We start from the raw sequence: 1,264 nt of genomic DNA, 5'->3' as shown, positions 1-1,264 counted from the left end.
TCAGCCCTTGCGGGTGTTGACCTCGTCGGTGAGCTGGGGGACGACCTGGAAGAGGTCGCCGACGACGCCGTAGTCGACGAGGTCGAAGATCGGGGCCTCGGCGTCCTTGTTGATCGCGACGATCGTCTTCGAGGTCTGCATCCCGGCCCGGTGCTGGATCGCGCCGGAGATACCGGACGCGATATACAGCTGCGGGGACACCGACTTACCGGTCTGGCCGACCTGGTTGGAGTGCGGGTACCAGCCGGCGTCGACCGCGGCACGCGAGGCACCCACCGCCGCACCCAGCGAGTCCGCGAGGGCCTCGATGAGGTGGAAGTTCTCCGCACCGTTGACCCCACGGCCACCGGAGACCACGATCGCGGCCTCGGTCAGCTCCGGACGCCCGGTCGACTCACGCGGGGTCCGCGACAGCACCTTCGTGCCCGTGGCCTGCGCCGAGAAGCTGACACTCAGGGACTCGAGCACACCGGCGGCCGGAGCCGCCTCGACCGGCGCCGAGTTCGGCTTCACCGTGATCACCGGGACACCCTTGGAAACACGGGACTTCGTGGTGAACGACGCGGCGAACGCGGACTGCGTCGCGACCGGGCCCAGCTCACCGGCCTCCAGATCCACCGCATCGGTGATGATCCCGGAACCGATCCGGACCGCGAGACGCGCCGCGATCTCCTTGCCCTCCGCCGACGACGGGACCAGCACCGCGGCCGGGGACACCGCCTCGAACGCCGCCTGCAGCGCATCGACCTTCGGCACGACCAGATAATCGGCGAACTCCGGCGCATCGGCCGCAAGGACCTTCACCGCACCGTGCTCGGCCAACACCGACGCGGTGGCCCGCGCACCGGCACCCAGCGCGACAGCAACCGGCTCACCGATCCGACGCGCCAGCGTCAAAAGCTCCAGAGTGGGCTTGCGGACGGCACCGTCCACGTGGTCGACATAGACGAGAACTTCAGCCATGAAACTTCAATCTCCTGCACGTTACGAAGGAACGAGGGACAGACGGACGGAACAGGCCTTAGATGAACTTCTGGCCCGCGAGGAACTCGGCGAGCTGCTTGCCGCCCTCGCCCTCGTCCTTGACGATCGTGCCCGCCGTACGGGCCGGACGCTGCGCCGCCGAGTCCACCGCGGACCACGCACCCGCCAGACCGACCTCGTCCGCGTCGATCTCCAGATCCTCCAGATCCAGGGACTGCACCGGCTTCTTCTTCGCCGCCATGATCCCCTTGAACGACGGGTAACGCGCCTCACCCGACTG

1 protein-coding gene and 1 pseudogene are annotated in these 1,264 nt (G+C 68.2%); both read right to left on the bottom strand.

Features of this window, described 5'->3' with window-relative positions; all coding sequences use genetic code 11:
* Positions 1-963, bottom strand: coding sequence for an electron transfer flavoprotein subunit alpha/FixB family protein (locus ABZV38_RS40490; protein WP_356333981.1), 963 nt, complete (start codon positions 961-963; stop codon positions 1-3).
* Positions 964-1,021: 58 nt separating this feature from the next.
* Positions 1,022-1,264 (bottom strand): annotated as a pseudogene (locus ABZV38_RS40485) (electron transfer flavoprotein subunit beta); the annotation flags it as partial.

This window comes from Streptomyces sp. NPDC005181, assembly GCF_040608395.1.
Classification (GTDB): Bacteria; Actinomycetota; Actinomycetes; order Streptomycetales; family Streptomycetaceae; genus Streptomyces.
Note: the sequence above shows the minus strand (reverse complement) of the source record. Positions and strands in the feature narration are given on the sequence as shown.